The organism is Vibrio sp. Vb1554, from assembly GCF_033344235.1.
In genome coordinates, this window is record NZ_JAWPOJ010000001.1 from 118,826 (window position 1) to 134,275 (window position 15,450).

The following is a 15,450-nucleotide window of genomic DNA, read 5'->3' on the forward strand; positions in this document are numbered from 1 at the left end:
TAAATGTTAATTGCTGGCTTTTTTATTTGAAAAAATCGAGTCTCAAATCGCTTAGCGGTGTTTGTCCTTTCTAGACGATAAAACAGAATACGATAAATTAGTTGAGTAAAGCTTAGCTAGGCGTTAAGTTTTGCGTTTTGCTTTAAATGTTCAACAAACATAGATATTTTCTTAGCTACATGTTTTCTTGACGAGTAAAAGGCGTAAAGCACTAAATCCTCAGGTTCGTACTCTAGAGTGACGATTTCTAGCTCACCATTTTTGATCTCATTTTGGCATGACTCAATTGGCAATATTGCGTATCCAAGCCCTGATAACGCGCCATATCTGGCGAGATGACCGCTGTTTACTTTGAATGAAGATTGCACAGTTTGAGTAATATGGCCCCCAACAGGGTTTCTGAATACCCATGGTGCACCATTTACTGCGGTAAGCGTCGTGATGCAGGGAACATGACTTAGATCCGTAATTTTGTAAGGGGTGGCGTATTTCTCAATTAGTTGAGGCGCGGCTAAAATGGCACTGGGCCAGCGTTTTATCTCTCTCGCCACCCAGTTACTGTCTGACAAAGTCCCTCTATGAAAACTCAAAATGACATCAAAGCTGTCAATAACATCATCTTTAGGGTTTAGCGTTGTATCGCAAGACAAAGAGATTGACGGGTATTGCGTGCAAAAGGTGACAACCGCTTTGGCGAGTACAGGTGTGTCTGGCATAAGAATTCGCAGTTTCCCTGTTACCGTGTGTGAGTGGCGCGTTACCGTTTCTAGTGCGGCGTTGAGTTGCTCCAATAACGGACGAGTGCTGCTATAGAGCTCTTCTCCAGCCTCGGTAGGCGTCATTCGCCTTGTTGTTCTATTGAACAACCTAATGTTTAACTTTTCTTCAAGCAGGGCAATGTGTCGGCTGACATTTGATGTTGGTATGTTCAAACACTCAGCGGCTCGCTTAAAGCTGTTGTTCTCATAAACACAGTGAAAACTTTTTAACCAGATTTGGTCAACGTTATCAAACATTTCATTATCCCACTTTATTGGATTATCAAGCCAGCATATCGCACTTTATCCCTGTACTAAGTTACATACAATTTTATTTACAAGTTTAAGCGAACAAACAACGAGATATCGCGCTAGAACGTAATCAATAGTGGTGAATTTATGAGCTGGTTAGAACGGTTATTTGAGAATAAAAATATAATAGGTTCGCGCAAAGCGTCTATCCCTGAGGGCGTTTGGACAAAGTGTCCTGAGTGTGAACAAATACTTTATCGTGCCGCGTTAAAAGAAAATTTGGAAGTATGCCCTAGATGCTCATATCACATGAGAATGGCTGCGCGTCAAAGGTTGATCTCTTTTCTGGACCATGGAACACAACAAGAGTTGGCAAGTGAGTTGGAGCCACAAGATATTTTGGGTTTTAAAGACTTAAAGCGATATAAAGAGCGAATTGCTTTAGCGCAGAAAACGACTGGAGAAAAAGATGCGTTGGTGGTGATGCAGGGCAAGTTATTGGGGCTGCCTGTTGTTGCGTGTGCATTCGAATTCTCTTTCATGGCAGGCTCGATGGGCGCAGTGGTTGGCGAGAAGTTTGTCCGAGCAGTTGAAAGCGCAATTAATACAAAATCTGGGTTAGTATGTTTTTCCGCTTGCGGAGGGGCGCGCATGCAAGAGTCTTTGGTGGCACTCATGCAAATGTCAAAAACCAGCGCCGCGTTAAACCACTTATCTGAGCACAGATTACCCTATATCTCAGTATTGACGGACCAAACTTATGGTGGCGTCTCGGCGAGTTTAGCCATGTTAGGAGACATCAATATTGGTGAACCTAAAGCAAGTATTGGCTTTGCGGGAAGACGGGTCATTGAGCAAACGGTACGTGAAAAGCTACCAGACGAGTTTCAGCGAAGTGAATTTTTACTAGCGCATGGTGCGCTAGATATGATTGTCGATAGACGTGAAATGCGCGATCGCGTTGGCCGCTTACTGGCTAAGTTAACCAACGCGAGGGTGGTCTCAGAATAGGTTGTATTAAAATTAGACTTAGTACTTGCGTTTATTGAGCCGTAATCATTACAAACCGTTCATTTTGCCCCCATCTTGGTTCCGCATTCATTAGGCTGAGATCCAACGCCGTTTGGTATGGGTCAACAGCAAAATGGTTGCTTACTAACCCCCAGAGCATCCAGTTGATTGCGGTTTCATTCTCGGTAAGCTCTTCGAGTGGCGCTTGGAGGAAAAAGTACTCATCTTCGCCATCGTAACCGAGCCGATCATAGATAATGTTGCGTAGCTCTCGATCCAAATCATGTTGGAGGTTGATTGAGTCGTACAGTTGCTCTTCTGTTGGGCCATTCTCATGGTGATAAACATTGCGTTTTGACTCTTTGTGTAAAGTACCTGCGCCAGTTTCAATGCTTACTTTCTTTTGCGAGTGTTGCTCAAGAACTTGAATGATTTCATCCTCTAGTTGATCGAGTTTACTCAGCAAAACTTGATTGTTTATGTCACCAGCGGGGGAGGCCATCGTTTGGAAGGCTTTCACTCTCTCGTAGACTGCTTTCCCGTGAGGAAGGGCTGCAAAACACTGTTCTTGAAGCGCTTCATTGGCTTGCCAAATGCCCGAGTAGAGCTCGTAATCATGTGTATATGGTGGAAGCTCTTCAGTATCTTCCCCTAATAATTCTCGCCAGTGCTTTTGCCACTGTTCTTCTTTTGCGTGTTTTACACGCGCGTATTGCTTAACCCAGCGGTTACGAAGTTTTACCCCAAAAATGGCAAGTCCCCATGGAGCGAGCAAATAAAAATAATAGTGAGAAGAGTTATCCCAAAAGTAACCGTAAACGTAAACACCAAAAGCAAGCACCCAAGTTCCAATAGTACAAGCAATAACCCCGGACATTATTGATGATTGGCGCTTTGTTTCTCTTAATGTATTACCTTCAGAACATAACCAAAAAATGCCGCCAAAAACAAAGGCAAACGTTGTCATGAAGTAGGCAATCCCCGCTCCCCAAAATCCCCAAAGTGACATGTATTATCCCTAGCCAAATATCTGCTTTATTCACTCATCAATGACTGGAGGAGTAAATGTGTTTGATTTGGCGGAGAATTTACCATTAATGCCAACCTTTTGATATGCACTCTATGACTTATTGGGAATGAGTCACAAATAAAAATAGATGGTATCAAGCATCAAAATTTAATTTAGAACCTTTGATTGTCGTGAACTCTATCTGGAAGAGTTAAGGGGGGCGTTTAAGGGCAATTTTCCTCATAAAGTCGTTATTTAGAAAAAGGTAAATTAATGTTTTTATTGATAATTGTGAGTTTTTTGGAGTGGGACTGCTCCCATTTAATTAGAGTAAAAGACCTATTTTTGGGAGCGGTTTCATAAATTTTATGACACTGATTTCACTGTTTGAGCTGTAAAGAATATAAACCCCCACTCAATGTATGTTAATAATCAATGAGTGTTGTTATGTCTCATATCCGTTTTTTCCCGCGCCATCGTTTGGCGCTTGCTTGTATGCTAGCGAGTGTGTCTGGCTTCTCTTTTGCACAAAATCAGTGTGCTGTTGCTGATTTACAACAATCGCGAGATCTGGCTACTGCCGTTTCTGGTGCTGAGTATGATTGCTACCACGCTTGGTTTTCAGCACCTTCAGAAACGCTGAATGATATCTATAGTGAAGCGAGCCTAAGCCGTATCCAAGTCGCGCTGGATCAAGAAATCGCTCGCTATCGTGGTGAAGCAGATCAAGCTCGTATTCTAGAGAACCTAGGCGAATTTATTCGAGCGGCCTACTACGTTCGCTACAACGCTGGTACTGGTACACCTGAGTTTTCGCAAGCGTTGAGTCAGCGTTTTGCTCAGTCGACGAACCTATTCCTAAACAACCCTCATGCTTTGGATCAAGGTCGTGAACAAGTTGGTGCAATGAAGAGCCTGACTTTGATGGTTGATAACGTTAAGCAGTTGCCGCTGACCATGGATAGCATGATGGCCGCGTTGATGCACTTTAATCGTGAAACCGCGCAGGACACGCAATGGGTCGATGGTTTAAACAACTTGTTCCGCTCTATGGCAGGCCATGCGGCGAACGATGCGTTCTACCGATACATGGCAAACAATACACACCATATTGATACGTTGGTGAAATTCGCATCTGATAATGCTTGGGCATTAGATACGGATGCAAGCTTTATCGTTTTCAATGCATTACGTGAAACTGGTCGTTTGCTCGCGAGCCCAGATCAGGAGACCAAACGCAAAGCATTGGCAGTAATGCAACAGGTGATGCAGCGTTATCCACTGGGTAGTGAGCATGACAAACTATGGCTTGCTGCCGTTGAAATGATGAGCTACTACGCACCAGAAGGCCTAAATGGTCTGAATATTGAGCAAGCCAAGCAAGATTTAGCTGCACGTGTAATGCCAAATCGTTTTGAATGTCAGGGACCTGCCATTATTCGCTCTGAGGATCTGACCGATGCTCAAGCAGCGAAAGCGTGTGAAGTGCTAGCGGCAAAAGAAGCCGACTTCCATCGAGTTGCGAATACGGGTAATCAACCTGTCGCTGATGATTTGAATGATCGTGTTGAAGTGGCGGTATTCGCGAGTAACACTAGTTACGTTGATTACTCTTCATTCCTATTTGGTAATACAACGGACAACGGTGGTCAGTACCTAGAAGGTGACCCTTCAAAAGCGGACAATACTGCGCGTTTCGTCGCTTATCGCTACGCGAATGGTGAAGATCTCTCTATCTTGAACCTAGAACATGAATACACGCACTATTTAGATGCACGATTTAACCAATACGGTTCGTTCAGCGATAACTTGGCTCATGGTCATATTGTTTGGTGGCTAGAAGGTTTTGCTGAATACATGCATTACAAGCAAGGTTACCAAGCTGCGATTGAGCTGATTGCAGATGGTAAACTGAGCCTTTCCACTGTGTTTGATACCACGTACTCTCACGATACCAATCGTATCTATCGTTGGGGTTATCTAGCTGTTCGATTCATGTTAGAAAATCATCCACAAGACGTCGAAAGCTTGTTGGCATTGTCGCGCTCTGGCCAGTTCGAACAATGGGCACAGCAGGTGACGTCTTTAGGTCAACAATACGATGCTGAGTTTGAACGTTGGTTGGACACATTAAAAGTGGAACCTGAGCAACCTGATACAGACCCAGAAGAGCCAACAGAACCAACAAGCCCTGAAGCACAAGTGACTGAATTGACGGCGAACCAAAGCCTTCAGCTCAGTGGCGAAGCATACAGCGAAAAACTGTTCTACGTTGATGTTCCAGCCAACACCGTTAACTTCAATGTATCTATTGAGGGTGCGGGTGATGCGGATCTTTACATGAGCTACAACAAAGTCGCGCATTACTATGATTTCGAAATGAGTCAATATGCTGATGGCAGCAATGAAGAGATTGTGTTTGAACCAGAGCAAGATGGTTACGTTAAAGCGGGTCGTTACTACATCAGCTTAACTGGACGTGATAGCTATGACTCAGTAAATCTTGTGGCTGCGTTAGAAGTGGAAGCGCAAACACCGCCAACCCAAGTGCAAGATGATTTAGCACCTGTGGTACTAGAGTCTGGTGAAGCCAAAATGCTTACCGTTTACAAGCAGCGTTATGCAGCAGTTTATGTGCCTGAAGGTGTAGAAGAGGTTCGTGTATGGCTAACGGCTCACTCTCAAACTGGTAATGTCGATCTATACGCGAGTAGGGAGCATTGGCCTACAGTAGAGCAGCACGAGTATGCGTCCAACTATGCAGGCAGCAATGAATACCTTGCGATTCCTGTTACTGAAGCAGGGTACGTGCACTTCGCTCTTCAGGCTCCAGAGCAAGGCGATGACGTTGAAATGCTAGTGCACTTCAACTAAACAGGTTCGATTAACTAAAGTCGAGATAAAACGTCGCTGATACAGCGACGTTTTTGTTTATATCGGACACGATTATAAACAAACAGCGGCGAATGCTAGTTAATCGGCTGATCTATCGAGTTATCAGTTGCCCTTTTTCTAAACGGCTTTAGGTTTGTATTGCAATTTACCGCGCACATAAACTTTTTTAGCGACGCGTTCTGTGACCTAGCTTCTGATTTGTGTTTCCCAAATGGATACAATATATATGCACCCCGTGCAATAAAGTGAAAAGGGAAAGACATGAAAACGCTTATTTATGAAACGTTGATTAGCCTTGCTAACCAAGAACCAGAACAACATGCAAGAATCCGACAAAATCTCTATGAACAGTTGGATCTGCCGTTCGATAAGCAGCTGGCTTTGTATTCTTGTGCCCTTGGTCCTGCAAGTTCAGGCAAGTTGGAGAGCAGTCAAGGCATTAACAACGCGGTAGATTGCGCGGTTAAACTGCTTGAAACTCCTGAGCGCTAATTCACTCGTTGTTTTAATCACGGCCCGAACCCCAAGGGCCGTTTTTAATTGCGGTTAAATTGATTTCAACGTCGTTATTGCTCTGCTCTTTCCGCTAGCACTTCTTTGAATGCAAACATGCCGTTTAATGCCGCGGGAAACCCTGCGTAGACGGACATCTGCAAAATGATCTCTTTAATCTCATCCTCGCTACAGCCTACATTCAGCGCTGCATTTAAGTGCACTTTTAGTTGCGGCGCGCAATTCCCCATTGCCGTTAGCGCGGCGACGGTTGCGATTTCTCTCGATTTTAGGTCTAAGCCCGGGCGAGCATAAATATCGCCAAACGGATACTCAATGGTGTACTGAGCTAAATCTGGACAAATATCTTGTAAGCTTTCGATGACATTATGACCAGCGTCGCCATCAATTTGAGAGAGTAGTTCTAATCCTTTGTTAAAGCGTGATTGTTCCATCGGTATGTTCCTAGTGAATAAACGTAAACACACCTTAATCGTTAGAGTTAACTCTAAGTCAACGAACTTTTCCGCTTTTATACAAGGCAATTTTTTCTTCTAGAGCCGATAAGTGCTTTTTCTGTTGTTCAATGTGGCGTTTGAGGTTTTCTTGGTGGCGTTCTAACAGGGCTTGACGTTGTGGTACAGATTGAGAGCCGACTTCCCTTAATTTGGCATACTCTAGAATCTCTTCAAGTGGCATTGCAGTTTCTTTTAAACGCTTAACAAAGCTTATCCAGTTTAGATCTTTCGAACTATACATTCGATGTCCACTCGCGTTTCTATGGACATGTTTAAGTAAACCGATTTTTTCATAGTATCGAAGTGTATGAGCAGATAGCCCGACGAGGTCAGAAAATTCTTTGATATTCATTATTATCCTCCAAGGTAGAGCATACCCCATAGAGATAAGCTAAGTTTCGCATTTTGAAGTCATTTCGGGACAGATACAAACAGAAATCTTTAGTCTTTTAACGCTAGGTATGGTGATTTACTGGATTTTTGAAACGCGCCAAACGTGATCCATCTGCCAGTTTCGTTTTATTAACAATTGATTACTCAACGGGTTGGCTTGGCTATTTTTATCCTTTGGGCCTATTTTAGGGCGTACATAGGTCTTATGTTCTATCTTTTTGAATTTGAGTTTTTGTTAATCAAAACAATGCCTTAGTTTTGTGTTGGTCTGTTCGGGTTGTATGTCGTGTGCCCGTTATTCACTCAGAACGATTTATCGCTGTGCAATGGATGAGTCGCTACGCCTTCGATTTCAGCCTTGAGTTAGTGCTAAAAGGGTGAGTGCCTCTGATGAATAGCTTTTATAATTTCGATTATTGAATTCACTCACAAAAAAATGCAAACAAGTAATCGTGAGTGGAAACGAGCAGGAGAACAACATGAGTGGCTCACAGGAAACACAATCATTCGGTGCAAACGTTATCTTACATGCGTTTGATTGGAAGTATGCTGACATTGCCCAACGAGCAAAAGAAATCCGCAAGCTTGGTTATGGCTCTGTGTTGGTTTCGCCACCAATGAAAAGCGCACACGATGAGCGCTGGTGGCAGCGTTATCAACCACAAGATTATCGTGTTATCGATAATGCCTTGGGTGATACCAAAGATTTTATTCATATGGTTCGTGAACTGGAGCAAGTTGGTGTGTGGGTTTATGCCGACGTAGTGTTTAACCATATGGCAAATGAGGCCCACCTTCGCAGAGACCTTCAGTACCCAAGACAAGAGGTCTTGGAGGAATACCAGAACAACAAGCAGAAATATCAGTCGCTAGCGTTGTTTGGCGATCTATCTCAACCACTTTTTGATGAAGAGGACTTTGTTGAAGCATTCGGCATTAAAGACTGGAAAGATAAGTGGCAGGTTCAAAATGGACGTATCACAGGTGGACCAACCGATCCTGGCTTGCCAACTCTTCGTGTTTGTGACCATGTCGTTGAACAGCAGCGAGCGTACCTAACGGCGCTGAAAGCTATTGGTGTGAAAGGTTTTCGTATTGACGCTGCGAAACACATGACGTTAGAGCATCTTAAGCGTGTTTGGACAGACGACATCACGCGGGATGTGCATATATTTGGTGAAATTATTACCGATGGCGGTGCGACGGAAGAAGAGTATCAGCTGTTTCTTGAGCCGTATCTACAGGAAACTCGCCTAGGTGCGTACGATTTCCCTTTGTTCTCAACCATGTTTAAGGCGTTTGCTAAAAAGGGCAGCTTCAAGTCTCTGATTGATCCCTATTGTTTTGGTCAGGCTCTGTCCCCCGGTCGTGCGATTACATTTGCTATCACACATGATATTCCTAACAATGATGTCTTTCTTGATCTCATCATGGACGAGGAAAACGAATGGTTAGCTTATGCCTATATTCTAGGCCGAGATGGTGGTGTGCCGTTGATTTATACCGACTTAAACACCAGCGGTATTAAAGGCAAAAATGGTCAGCCAAGATGGCAGGGTGCATGGAGCGATCCGAGAATGGCAAAAATGATCCAGTTCCATAATATGACGCATGGCGAGCCGATGAGTGTTCTTGAAGGTAACGATGACATGCTCGTACTTAAGCGAGGTGACAAAGGTATTGTGGTGCTTAATAAATCACAGCGTCAACAGTCTTTGACATTAAAAATCGATGGTAATTGGGTTGATTTGATGACAGAACAAATCATTCCAACTGACGGTAAGTTAATCGTACCATCTAAGTCGTCAATGTTACTTGTCGCGAACTAGAAGATGTACACACCGAGGTTAGCAACTTCGGTGTGTATGTTTTTCATCGTCATTCACGTTCTGCTGAAGTTCAATAGAAACTCAAACTCTCTCGTTTTTGCTAGAAATTTATGAGCACTCGTTAACGCAACATTCTGCTTTTAAAAAACCAATTACGTCATCTAAGCACTGATACTCTGCAACACAAAAAAGGGTTCTACCCTCGCGGCGCTGGGTGAGAAGACCAGCTGAAGCAAGGCTCGAGATATGATGAGAGAGAGTGGATGCTGGAATGCCAAGCTTTTCTTGTACGCCGCCTACCGCGATACCTTTGTATCCCGCTTTGACGACTTCTTTGTAAATACTTAAACGAGTCGGATGCCCTAACTCTTTTAGTGCTTTAGCAACGGCTTCAAGCTCCATACTGACCTCTAAAGAATGACCACAGTAATTTTGTTTCGATAATAGGGAAAGTCTCGGTAAATGCCAACTATTACGATCTCAGAACAATTTAAATCAGATGAGATTCATACTGGCTCATGCCTTCATGACAACAATTGTCTGTTCTAATGAGACAGATCAATCTTCATTATTATTTCACGCCACGTTCAAAATCCCTCGTCTACACTCAATGTTGAGTTGTCAGTTGGCAGACCAAGGAGGCGGCCATGATTGCGGTTCATAGAGATTATTGTTTGTCTAACAGTTCGGAGTTACATGCCCACGTTAAAGTCAATCCTGTCGGTAAATTAGAAGTTGAGATTGTTGAACTTCAAGAGCGCCACACCACAGAGTTTGATGATTTGTCTTTTGAGAGTCGTGGGTGTGAAACTCGAATCTGTGGTAAAGAAGACACAACTCCGTGGCAGTTCAATCTTGCAGTTACTGATGCGTTAGAGCTTTCTCATTTAGTGGAAGAAGCAAACGAAGAGTATGAGATTTTAATGAATGATCTTATGTAATATCGAGAAGATCATTTTATCCTGCACGGCGTGTGGCTCTGTACTGAAAAAATAAAAACCTCCCAAGTGGGAGGTTTTAATATGGAGTGCGTTATCGTTGGATAGGCTCTTCTCTTGGTGGTGTTAGCTCTTGGACGTTATCTTCATTAAAATCATCGGCGTAACCTTTAGGTGGCGGTGTCCAACCACGTTCTGACCGCGATAGTTTGTCATGACGATCTTTTTGCATCTCTTCCGCCATTTTCTCCTCTAACTGAATAAACAGTTGTCGGAAATTGTTGTCATAGCGTTCACCTTCAGAATCATCCTCCCAAGCTTTGTAAAGTATTTCTGACTTACGTGCTTCAACACGCTTATATGTCGCCTTCTGTTGTTCAACAAAGAAGGGGTGAATGCCAAGGGCTTTCATTGTGTGACCGCCCATCTCCAATGCAGAATGGTAGGTCTCTGATTCAATAATATCAGCCCCCGCTTGACGCAAAAGATAGCCATGTCCACGGTCAAAGGCACGTGCAATCACTGTTACTTTTGGGTACGTGTGCTTAACGTACTTCACCAGTTCTACACTCGATTCTTGGTTATCAATCGCCACAACCAACGCAGCGGCGTGCTCAATGCCGGCTGTATGTAGCATATCTGGTCGAGTCGCGTCGCCAAAATAGGCGCGAGTGCCAATCTGGCGCATGTTATCGACTTGGTCAGATTGATGATCAAGTACCACGGTAGTCACGCCGTTTGATACCAATAGGCGATTCACTATTTGTCCAAAGCGGCCGATGCCGGCGATGATCACCGTGCCTGTTTCCTCAATCGTATCGCTTTCGCGTTCATTTGACTGGCTTTCAAAGCGCGGCAGAATCACTCTATCAAACAGAATAAACAAACCTGGTGTCAGGAACATCGAAATCGCAACCACTAACGCAAGAGTTTGTGAAAGTTCAAATGGGATGACGTGGTTTTGCACTGAAAAGCTTAGAAGCACAAAGCCGAATTCACCTGCTTGAGCCAAGCTTAGGGTAAACAGCCAGCGGTTGCTGCCTTTCACCCTAAATATCAGTGCAAGAATAAACAGCACCAAGGCTTTCAAAACCATCACGCCAATGGTCAATGCCATGACCAACCAGAAATCACCAAAAAGGACCGAGAAGTTGATCCCTGCGCCAACGGTAATAAAGAACAGACCTAACAATAGACCTTTAAATGGTTCGATATTGGATTCTAACTCGTGGCGGAATTCACTGTTCGCCAATACAACGCCAGCCAAGAAGGTTCCTAAGGCAGGAGATAAGCCCACTAAACTCATCAGTGCAGCGATACCAATGACAAGCATGAGTGCAGTTGCGGTAAAGATTTCTCGCAAACCAGAGCTAGCCACATAATTGAGCAGAGGTCGACTTAAAAAGTGTCCACCAACGACGACGATTGCTATCGATGCTGTGATTACAATGCCGTATGCCCAGCCGGGTAACCCCGCAACGAGGCTTAATTCTTCATGGTGCGCTGCGGCTGTTTGTGCTGCGGACTGTGCCTGTTCAATTAATTCAGGTAAGGCCAATAGGGGAATGAACGCCAACATTGGTATCACTGCAATATCTTGAAAAAGCAACACGGAGAAAGCGTTTTGTCCACCTTCCGTCTTCGTTAATCCTTTTTCGCTAAAAGTTTGCAAAACAATCGCAGTAGAAGAGAGGGCGAAGATCAAACCTATGGCTAAGGCTATGGTCCAAGGCTGGTCAAAATACAAGGCAATACCCATAATCGCCGCGACGGTACCACCGACTTGCAGACCTCCTAAACCCATTAAGCGATTGCGCATCGCCCACAACATTTTGGGTTCGAGCTCTAAACCAACGAGAAACAGCATCATCACCACGCCAAACTCGGCAAAGTGCTGGATTGTTGTTGTTTCTTCACCGACTAAACCGATAATTGGGCCAATGACCACACCTGCGATGAGATAGCCTAAAACGGACCCAAGTCCCAAACGCTTAGCAAGTGGGACTGCAATTACAGCAGCAATCAAATATATGAAGGCTTGTAAGAATATTCCTGTCATGAAGCCTCCTTAATGAGCTCTGGCAATGCGCTGTTAAGCTTGATTAATGACGCCGCAGCTTCAACATCCAACCTATCTTCGACTAAAGCTGTTAGCAGGCTCTTGTACCGCTCAACATGACGAGGGATTCGCCCTTCTTCATCTGCTGTACGTGCGCCAAACATCGCGAGAGGGGCAATGTAGTTCATGCCGGTCAGTGCGGACATTTGTTCAATGGGCGCAAGCAGTTGACGAATCGTAAAGTGGTTGTAGCCCTCTGCCTTATAAGCTTCTTCTTTGCCCCCTGCAGACAGCACACAAAGCATGGTCTTGCCTTGCAGTGCTGTGCCATCTGTACCGTAAGCAAAGCCATATTCCAAAACCAGATCTTGCCACTCTTTTAAAATCGCAGGCGTTGAATACCAATATAGTGGGAATTGGAAAATCACCACGTCATGCTCACGTAAGCGTTGCTGCTCACGGTCGATATTAATATCGAAACGAGGGTATTCGCCATAGAGATCAACACATGTCACGCCTTCAATTTTTTGAGCTTCTTTGAAAAGTGGAGTATTCACTTCTGAACGATGCTGGGAAGGATGAGCAAAGAGAATGAGTACTTTTTTATTTGCCATAGGGATCCTTGCTATCTAAATAACCATGCCCAGTAGGAGCGCGGGTTGGTTAGAAAATGTAACTCATAAATGATCGCCAAGCTAGTTTGGAAAACTGTTTAAGCTGTTTCAATATCAATAAAAAACCACCAAATAAATTGGTGGTTTTGGGAAGCGTTACGTTTTACTAATCATGAATAGGGACGACTAGAATATCCACCGGTGACTTGTTAATTAAGTGTCTGGAGTAAGAAATAATCTTGCTCCAGAAATCTTGGTGGTGACCACAAATCAGAAGATCCACTTCTTGCTCTTTAATGGTGACCTCTAATTTATCAGCCAAGTCGCCAGTACCTACGAAGAAATGTTTAAGTGGGTAATCCATGTAATCACTAAATGTTTTTAAACATTCCATTGAATGCTCATTCAACGGCCTTTGATCCGGGTTTTCTTTGATGTCTACAAGCTCACGATAGATTTCTCCGTGCGTACCATCAATATGAATAAAGGAGATATCGGAGTCGAGATAGTTTGCCATTGATACCGCTCTGTCGATAAGCACGGTGCTTTCATCTGACAGTTCGAGTGCAACAAGGATATGTTTGTATTTCATAACCACGCCCTTATGTGGATTATCTTTACCCTAAGCATAGTATGGCTTGGATAAAAATTGTGTTGCTAAGATCTCGAAATTGTTCAAAGACTTGTTAAAAAGTTAATGTGATATAACAACTTACTGTGAAACTTTCTTTTTGTTCACATTTGGTTAGAAAGCTTGCTTTTTGAACAAAAAAGCGGCTACACTCTGCGCATCATTTCTCTAGGAGATTACGCCAACATGAAGAACTAAACCTGTCATCCATATTTTTACTTATTTTTTGGATCTGCAGGGTTAGTAGGCGTAGCTCACTTTCCGATATTTCTTTGCAACAAGACGACTTTTTGATTTGACGTATATCGTCGAACTTTACATAGAGCTTAATGCGTTTGTGCACGCGTTTTGTTGCAATTTCAAATCATAGCTACGGCTGTTGTCCCTGTCATACAGGAGGCAAATTATGCCGGTTTTACAAGCTTTTAATGTTAGCCATCAGTTTGATAATGGCGATACGCTATTCCAGTCTACTTCTTGTTCCATGACTAAACGACGTGTTGGTTTGGTTGGGCGCAATGGCATCGGTAAGTCGCTTTTGGCTTCCATTTTGGCGGGCGAAACTCAGCCTGCCAGCGGTGTTGTGACTGCTCCCTCTTCTTTCATGATGTATCGCCAGCAGCCGTCTGATCTGCTTTCAGGTCAGCAATCGATCGCCCAGTTTCTGGGCAAAGATGCGGTCTTGCATGCTTTAAAGCAGATTGAACAAGGTGATGTTTCTGAACATTGGTTCGAACTGGTTGGCGAGCAGTGGGATATTGAATTAAAACTCAAACAGCAGCTCGCTGCGATGGGATTACCGCAAGACCCTGATTTCTCTTGTGCTCGGCTCAGTGGTGGTCAGTTGGCACGTTTGCAGTTATGGCAGTTGTTTGAAAACGAAACGGAGCTTTTGATTCTCGATGAGCCATCCAATCACCTTGATACCGAGGCGAAACAATGGCTGATAGAGTCTATGACGCATTTCAGCGGTGCGATTTTACTCATCAGTCACGATCGTGAGCTGCTGCGAGAGATGGAGGAAATTTGGGAGCTATCGGGCCTAGGTTTACAGGCTTTTGGTGGAAATTACGATGTGTACGCCGAGAAAAAACGCACTGAACTGCAAGCGATCGAGAGGCAGTTAGCGCAAGTCGATAAACAGAAAAAACGGTTAGCCGAGCAAGCCCAAAAAAATCGCGAAAAAGCAGACCAACGCGCCGCGCAAGGGAACAAACTGCGCAAAGACGGCAGTCAGCCCAAAATTTTGCTTGATGGAAAAAAGGATAGCGCGACCGCCAGCGCCTCAAATCGCAATAAGAATGAGCAACTCAGACAAACGCATTTACAAGCCAAAGAACAGGCGTTGCAATTGCGACATGAGCAACTCAAGGCGCAAAAGCTTTATCTTACAGATAATCCGAACCGTTCGCGAAAAGTGTTGTCGATACAAGAAGGTATATTACCTTTTGGGAATTCTACGCCTATCACGTTGCAGATTTTTGCGAACGACAAAGTCCATCTCAAAGGGAGAAATGGCTGCGGAAAATCAACCTTGTTAAAGACGTTGCTTGGCGAGTTATCGTTGCAGAGTGGTGAGTTGCAAGTGAATACGCCTTTGTACTATCTCGACCAACATTTTGGTGCAGTGAATCCAAATCTTTCGTTACTTGAGAACGTAATGGAGAGCTGCCAAGAGATGACGGAAAGTGAAGCGAGGACCTTATTGGCCGGGATCGGTTTTCGTCGAGATGCTGTGTTTCGATTGGGGCGCCTACTGAGCGGTGGCGAGAAGATGAAGCTCGCGATGCTGATAGTCAGCCACCAAAACTCTCAGCCTTTGCTGCTGCTTGATGAGCCAGATAATCATCTCGATCTGGAGTCAAAAATAATGCTTAGTCAGGCGTTAAATGTATACAAAGGTGGATTTGTTCTGATTAGTCACGACCAAGATTTCGCTTCTGAGTCTGGGGTTTTGCGCCAAATCGAGCTGACTTAGACGAAAGAGAGTAAACGTCATCGTAGCTCTTCAGTATTGTTCCCAAGTTCTACACTTCCACTTACTAGTTTGT

At 44.1% G+C, this 15,450-nt stretch carries 14 protein-coding genes; 6 read left to right on the top strand and 8 right to left on the bottom strand.

What is annotated here, in order from left to right; all coding sequences use genetic code 11:
- Nucleotides 1-116: 116 nt before the first annotated feature.
- A complete protein-coding gene (locus tag R8N28_RS00550; protein ID WP_017635255.1) occupies nucleotides 117-1,016 on the bottom strand; it encodes a LysR family transcriptional regulator in 900 nt (299 codons plus the stop codon).
- A gap of 141 nt (nucleotides 1,017-1,157) precedes the next feature.
- Here R8N28_RS00550 and accD point away from each other — a divergent pair, with 141 nt between their 5' ends.
- Entirely contained in the window at nucleotides 1,158-2,021 is an 864-nt protein-coding gene (accD, locus tag R8N28_RS00555; protein ID WP_065275419.1) for an acetyl-CoA carboxylase, carboxyltransferase subunit beta, read from the top strand.
- Nucleotides 2,022-2,052: 31 nt separating this feature from the next.
- On the opposite strand, the gene R8N28_RS00560 is transcribed toward accD, so the two are convergent.
- Nucleotides 2,053-3,030, bottom strand: a complete 978-nt coding sequence (locus tag R8N28_RS00560) for a hypothetical protein (RefSeq protein WP_065275418.1) — start codon at nucleotides 3,028-3,030, stop codon at nucleotides 2,053-2,055.
- Between the two features lie 447 nt (nucleotides 3,031-3,477).
- Here R8N28_RS00560 and R8N28_RS00565 point away from each other — a divergent pair, with 447 nt between their 5' ends.
- Together R8N28_RS00565 and R8N28_RS00570 are read left to right on the top strand one after the other, a co-directional pair.
- Nucleotides 3,478-5,904, top strand: a complete 2,427-nt coding sequence (locus R8N28_RS00565) for a M9 family metallopeptidase (protein WP_065275417.1) — start codon at nucleotides 3,478-3,480, stop codon at nucleotides 5,902-5,904.
- A 282-nt stretch (nucleotides 5,905-6,186) separates the two neighbouring features.
- Complete coding sequence (locus R8N28_RS00570) at nucleotides 6,187-6,417, top strand: PAS factor family protein (RefSeq protein ID WP_005375384.1); 231 nt, start codon at nucleotides 6,187-6,189, stop codon at nucleotides 6,415-6,417.
- A gap of 74 nt (nucleotides 6,418-6,491) precedes the next feature.
- On the opposite strand, the gene R8N28_RS00575 is transcribed toward R8N28_RS00570, so the two are convergent.
- Together R8N28_RS00575 and R8N28_RS00580 are read right to left on the bottom strand one after the other, a co-directional pair.
- Nucleotides 6,492-6,872: a carboxymuconolactone decarboxylase family protein gene (locus R8N28_RS00575; RefSeq protein WP_054728771.1), complete on the bottom strand. Its 381-nt coding sequence runs from the start codon at nucleotides 6,870-6,872 to the stop codon at nucleotides 6,492-6,494.
- Between the two features lie 58 nt (nucleotides 6,873-6,930).
- Nucleotides 6,931-7,287 carry a MerR family transcriptional regulator gene (locus R8N28_RS00580; protein WP_047101703.1) on the bottom strand — a complete coding sequence of 119 codons (357 nt, stop codon included), beginning with the start codon at nucleotides 7,285-7,287 and terminating at the stop codon, nucleotides 6,931-6,933.
- 520 nt (nucleotides 7,288-7,807) lie between these two features.
- Here R8N28_RS00580 and R8N28_RS00585 point away from each other — a divergent pair.
- Nucleotides 7,808-9,157, top strand: coding sequence for an alpha-amylase family protein (locus R8N28_RS00585; protein WP_053350526.1), 1,350 nt, complete (start codon nucleotides 7,808-7,810; stop codon nucleotides 9,155-9,157).
- Nucleotides 9,158-9,265: 108 nt separating this feature from the next.
- Here R8N28_RS00585 and R8N28_RS00590 read toward each other — a convergent pair whose 3' ends face one another.
- Nucleotides 9,266-9,559, bottom strand: a complete 294-nt coding sequence (locus R8N28_RS00590; protein WP_005375388.1) for an ArsR/SmtB family transcription factor — start codon at nucleotides 9,557-9,559, stop codon at nucleotides 9,266-9,268.
- Between the two features lie 245 nt (nucleotides 9,560-9,804).
- Here R8N28_RS00590 and R8N28_RS00595 point away from each other — a divergent pair, with 245 nt between their 5' ends.
- Nucleotides 9,805-10,098: a hypothetical protein gene (locus tag R8N28_RS00595; RefSeq protein WP_005375389.1), complete on the top strand. Its 294-nt coding sequence runs from the start codon at nucleotides 9,805-9,807 to the stop codon at nucleotides 10,096-10,098.
- Between the two features lie 91 nt (nucleotides 10,099-10,189).
- Here R8N28_RS00595 and R8N28_RS00600 read toward each other — a convergent pair whose 3' ends face one another.
- The 3 genes from R8N28_RS00600 to R8N28_RS00610 all read right to left on the bottom strand — a co-directional run bounded on the left by R8N28_RS00600 (nucleotide 10,190) and on the right by R8N28_RS00610 (nucleotide 13,360).
- Nucleotides 10,190-12,154, bottom strand: coding sequence for a monovalent cation:proton antiporter-2 (CPA2) family protein (locus R8N28_RS00600; protein WP_005385095.1), 1,965 nt, complete (start codon nucleotides 12,152-12,154; stop codon nucleotides 10,190-10,192).
- Entirely contained in the window at nucleotides 12,151-12,768 is a 618-nt protein-coding gene (locus R8N28_RS00605) for an NAD(P)H-dependent oxidoreductase (protein ID WP_005375391.1), read from the bottom strand. Before R8N28_RS00605 ends, R8N28_RS00600 begins: the two co-directional genes overlap by 4 nt.
- Nucleotides 12,769-12,934: 166 nt before the next feature.
- Nucleotides 12,935-13,360, bottom strand: coding sequence for a universal stress protein (locus tag R8N28_RS00610; RefSeq protein ID WP_005375398.1), 426 nt, complete (start codon nucleotides 13,358-13,360; stop codon nucleotides 12,935-12,937).
- Between the two features lie 445 nt (nucleotides 13,361-13,805).
- Between R8N28_RS00610 and R8N28_RS00615 the strand changes: the two genes are divergently transcribed.
- On the top strand, nucleotides 13,806-15,377 hold the full coding sequence (locus tag R8N28_RS00615) for an ATP-binding cassette domain-containing protein (protein WP_053350525.1): 1,572 nt from the start codon (nucleotides 13,806-13,808) through the stop codon (nucleotides 15,375-15,377).
- Nucleotides 15,378-15,450: the final 73 nt, after the last annotated feature.